Origin of the sequence: Streptosporangium amethystogenes (assembly GCF_000721075.1) — a bacterium.
GTDB classification, from domain to species: domain Bacteria; phylum Actinomycetota; class Actinomycetes; order Streptosporangiales; family Streptosporangiaceae; genus Streptosporangium; species Streptosporangium amethystogenes.
Genome location: NZ_JOEQ01000101.1, coordinates 1 through 4,742 on the forward strand (window position 1 = coordinate 1; position 4,742 = coordinate 4,742).

Consider the following 4,742-nt stretch of genomic DNA (forward strand, 5'->3'; position numbering starts at 1 on the left):
GCCAGTACTCCCCCAGCCGCTGCGGATCACCCGGTTGAAGAGAATCAACCACCCGCGGCCACCTCGCCTCCCGCACTCACCCGATGAGACGCCACCCACTCCGACGAAGTTCTCCACGAACTCAGCCCATCGGCGGCAATGTCAACAGATCCCCTTCTGTAGCAGTTCCCCGGTATGGGCGCTCAGGGCGACCCGCGCGTCCGAGACCGGAATGGCGGAATCCTTGGCGGAGGCGTCAGGACACGGTCGCCGGTTCGGCGGTGACGGCGTCCTCGGCCGAGAAGTCGGCCCGGCGGGCCGGGATCGCGGAGGCGATCGCCGCGGCGACGAGCGCGACGCCGCAGCCGATCAGCAGACCGGTGCGGAAACCGCTCTCGGACGGCAGGGTGTGCCCGCCCAGTCGCATGGTCATCTGGGTGAGGACGACACCGATCACCGCGGCCGACGCCGAGGTGCCGATGGAGCGCATCAGTGAGTTGAAGCTGTTGGCCGCGGCGGTTTCCGACCGGGGAACCGCGTCCATGATCAGGGCGGGCATCGCGCCGTAGGCCAGTCCGACGCCTATGTTGCAGAGGCAGGTGACGATCAGCAGGCCCCACGTCGTCCCGAGCAGGGCCATCGAGGAGCCGTACCCGAGCGCCATGACCAGGCTGCCGGTGACCAGGGTGACCTTGGGGCCGCGAGCGGCCGACAGCCGCGCACCCAGCGGCGAGACCACCATCATCATCAGGCCCGACGGGGCCGTCCACAGGCCGGCGGCCAGCATCGACTGACCCAGGCCGTACCCGGTGGCCTCGGGCAGCTGCAGGATCTGGATCACGATCAGCGCCTGGGCGTACATCGCGAATCCGACCACGATCGAGGCCAGGTTGGTCATCAGTACCGGGCGCCGGGCGGTGACCCGCAGATCGACCAGTGGATCACCGGCTCGCAGCTCCCACCAGCCCCACACCACGAAGACGACCAGCGCGACGGCGAACAGCCCGAGGGTGGTTCCACTCGCCCAGCCCCAGTCCGCGCCCTTGGAAACCCCCAGCAGCAGGCAGACCAGGCCGACGCCCAGGCCGAGCGCGCCGACGACGTCGAGGCGTCCCGTGGTCCGGGCGGGCGTGGCGGGCACCAGCAGCCAGATCAGGCCGGCGACCAGCACGCTCAGCGCGGCCGCGCCCCAGAACAGCACGCGCCAGCTCGCATACTCGGCGACCGCCGCCGCGACCGGCATCCCGAGCGCTCCGCCGATGCCCATGGACGAGCTCATCAGCGCGATCGCGGGGCCCACCCGCTCGGACGGCAGCAGGTCCCGCAGCGCGCTGATGCCCAGCGGGATCATGCCCATGCCCATACCCTGCAGACCTCGCCCGATGATCATCTGGGTCACCGAGTCGGCCAGCGCGCAGGTCACGCAGCCCGCGATGATCGGCACCGAGCAGGCCAGCATCATGCGGCGCTTGCCGTACAGGTCGCCGAGCCGCCCGATCACCGGTACGGCCACCGCCCCCACCAGCAGGGTGATGGTGATCACCCAGGAGGCGTTGGCCGCGTCGGTGTGCAATATGCGTGGCAGCTCGCCGATCAGCGGAACCACCAGGGTCTGCATGAGTGAGGCGACGATGCCGGCCACCGCCAGCACTCCGACGATCCCGCCGGGGCGGGTGGTGGACGTGGAGTCGTCCACGTAGATCTCCCTTTTCTGGACGAATAAAGCGATGTGTACGATACACATAATGTGCTTAATGCATAAAATGGGGGTGATACACAGTGACCACCGATGCGCGCTCGTACAGCGAGACAGGACGCGAGGAAGTCCGGAGAGGGACCAGCTTGGAGAAGCCCACACACTTGATCGAGTACGAGACCATGCTGCTCGGGCGGTACTACCACCTGACCCTGTCCCGCGCCGAGCGCGAGGGCGACCACCTGGACCGCAGCGCCTACGTCCTGCTCAGTCGCATCCAGCTCGTCGGCCCGATGTCCATCGGGCAGCTCAGCGAGGCGTTCGACCTGGACCCCTCAACCCTCAACCGGCAGACCTCGGCCATACTCCGCGCCGGGTTGGTCGAACGCATCCCCGACCCCGACGGGGGCATCGCCCGCAAGTTCCGCATCAGCGCCGAAGGCGAGCGCCGCCTCCAGTACCAGCGCGACGAGATCGTCCGCAGCATGGACAAGATACTGGACGACTGGACGCCCGAGGAGGTCGCCACCTTCGCCGCCTGCCTCCAACGGTTCAACACCGATATCGAACGTCTCACCGGCCGCCCCTGGCCCCGCCCCTGACCGTCGGTCGCGCCGCTCCGGAAGAAGGTCTGCTGATAGCCGAGCACCCACCCTGATGGCGTGCTTCGGTCGACTTCCTCCATCAGTGGCAGACCACCCGAAAGTCCACCTCGGGCACGTACTGTGCCCATTCCTCGCGGGTCAGGGAATCCGCCGCGATGGCGCAGACCACCGCGGGGAGATCACTGGGGGCACCGACATCCCAGAGCCACGCCGTGTCGTCGTGGCTGCCGGTGGCCAGCGTCTGCCCGTCCGGACTGAAGGCCACCGAGGAAACGGCGTTGGTATGGCCGGTCAGCGGAGTGCCGACCTGCCGATGAGTCCTCGGATCCCACAACCGCGCTCGAGTTGACGGCGTCGGTGTGGCCGGTCAGCGGGGCACCGGCCTGCCGGCCGGTCCGCACATCCCACAACCGCGCCGTACGGTCGGAGCTGCCGGTGGCCAGCAGCCGACCATCCGGACTGAAAGTCACCGAGAAGACGGCACCGTCGTGACCGGTCAGCGGGGCACCGGCCTGCCGACCGGCCCGCACATCCCACAACCGCGCCGTGCCATCGACACTGCCGGTGGCCAGCATCCGACCATCCGGACTGAAGACCGCCGAGGAGACGGAGCCGTCGTGACCGGTCAGCGGGGCACCGACCCGCCGATGGGTCTTCGCATCCCACAGCCATGCCGTGCCATTGCCGTTGTCGTCGAAGCTACCGGTGGCCAGCATCCGACCATCTGAACTGAAACCCACCGAGAAGATGGAACCGGTGTGACCGGTCAAGGGGGAACCGACCTGCCGCCGGGTCCGGACATCCCATAACCGCGCCGTACCGTTGCTACTACCGATGGCCAGCTCGTGCCCGTCAGGGCTGAAGGCCACCGAGGAGACGGTGCCGACATGGCCGGTCAGCGGGGTGAGGGAGGTGCCAATCTGCCGGTGGGTCCGTACATCCCACAACCGTGCCGTACCGTTACCGTTCCCGCTCTCGTCGAAACTGCCAGCGGCCAGCATCTGCCCATCCGGGCTGAAGGCCACCGAGGAGACGGCTTCGGTATGACCGGTCAAGGAGGAACCGACCTGCCTGCGGGTCTTCACATCCCACAACCGCACCGTGCGATCGGAGCCGCCGGTAGCCAACGACCGCCCATCGGGGCTGAAAACCAACGAGGAGATGGCGTTGGTGTGACCTGCCAGGGGTGCGCCGACCTGCTTATGGGTCTTCACATCCCACAACCGCGCCGTGCCATCGTGGCCGCCGGTGGCCAACGTCTGCCCGTCCCGACTGAAGGCCACCGAGGGGACGATAGCGTCGTGGCCGATCAGGGGAGCACCGACCTGCTTATGGGTCTTCACATCCCACAACCGCGCCGTGCGATCAGAGCTGCCGGTAGCCAGTAACTGACCATCCGGGCTGAAAACCACCGAGAAGACACCGTCAGTATGGCCGGTCAGCGGGGTCCCTACTTGCTGACGGGTCCGCACATCCCACAGCCAGGCCGTGCCGTTGCCGTTGGCGTCGAAGCTGCCGGTGGCCAGTAACTGACCGTCCGGGCTGAAAGCCGTCGAGAGGACGGCACCGGCATGGCCAGTCAACGGGGCACCCACCTGCCTACTGGTCCGCACATCCCATAACCGCGCCGTGCCATCGGAGCTGCCGGTGGCCAGTAACTGACCATCCGGGCTGAAAGCCACCGAGAAGACGGCCCCGATGTGGCCTGCCAGGGTCGCGCGCTCCGGGTTGCTCAGGGCGGTGAGCATGCCGGTGCGGGCCTCAGGAGTGGGGCTGACGCGCCAGGCCGCCACCGCCAGCAACGCCGACAGGCGGGGATCCCCGGCCAGGAGTTCGCTCTGCGCGGCGAGCCGGCGGGAGACGGCCACGTCGCGCTGGTGACCGACGTCCTGCTGCGCCCGTACGGCCAGGATCGTCGCCGCCAGGGCGACGGTGAGAAGCGCGGCCAGGAAGATGGTGAGGGCCTGGCGGCGCCGGATGGTGCGGGTCTGAGCCCGGGTGGCGGCGTTGAGGAACTCGGTCTCCAGCCGGTTCAGTACGAGATGTTGGTGGCCTTTGGTGACCCACAGAATGGCCTCTTCCAGGCCTCTGCCGCCGAGTACGTCTCCCGGTCGCCGGCCGTGCGCGGCCCACGACTGTGCGGCCTGCCGGATCCGGTGGTAGACGGGCAGGCCGTCGCGCTCGGTGTCGAGCCAGCCGCGCAGCCGAGGCCAGGCCCTCAACACCGCGGGCCTGACGAGGGTGATCCGCCCATCGGCATGAGTGATCACATCGCGGAAGGCGGCCAGCGCATTGTCAAGCGCCCGCTCCTGCGGGTGCGTCAGCCCGTCGAAGAGTTCGGCATGCGGGACCGCCCGGACGGCGAGGTCGCCGTCGTCGGCGACCGTCACCAGGCGGAGGAAGACCTCCGGGACGCGGTCGCGTTCCTCGGGGGCGAGGGAGGCGTAGGCATCCTCGGCGAT

The 4,742-nt window shown here is 68.6% G+C and carries 4 protein-coding genes; 1 reads left to right on the plus strand and 3 read right to left on the minus strand.

What is annotated here, in order from left to right; genetic code table 11:
- Window positions 1-235: 235 nt before the first annotated feature.
- On the minus strand, window positions 236-1,675 hold the full coding sequence (locus tag IG98_RS0143655; RefSeq protein ID WP_030926387.1) for an MFS transporter: 1,440 nt from the start codon (window positions 1,673-1,675) through the stop codon (window positions 236-238).
- Between the two features lie 164 nt (window positions 1,676-1,839).
- On the opposite strand from IG98_RS0143655, the gene IG98_RS0143660 reads away from it, so the two are divergent.
- The gene (locus IG98_RS0143660) at window positions 1,840-2,277 is read left to right on the plus strand and encodes a MarR family winged helix-turn-helix transcriptional regulator (RefSeq protein ID WP_245651971.1); all 438 of its coding nucleotides are present in this window, start codon (window positions 1,840-1,842) and stop codon (window positions 2,275-2,277) included.
- An 82-nt stretch (window positions 2,278-2,359) separates the two neighbouring features.
- Here IG98_RS0143660 and IG98_RS55085 read toward each other — a convergent pair whose 3' ends face one another.
- A complete protein-coding gene (locus tag IG98_RS55085) occupies window positions 2,360-2,545 on the minus strand; it encodes a WD40 repeat domain-containing protein (RefSeq protein WP_169750308.1) in 186 nt (61 codons plus the stop codon).
- A partial coding sequence (locus IG98_RS0143670; RefSeq protein ID WP_030926391.1) for a WD40 repeat domain-containing protein occupies window positions 2,460-4,742 on the minus strand: 2,283 nt, incomplete at its 5' end. The genes IG98_RS0143670 and IG98_RS55085, both read right to left, overlap by 86 nt.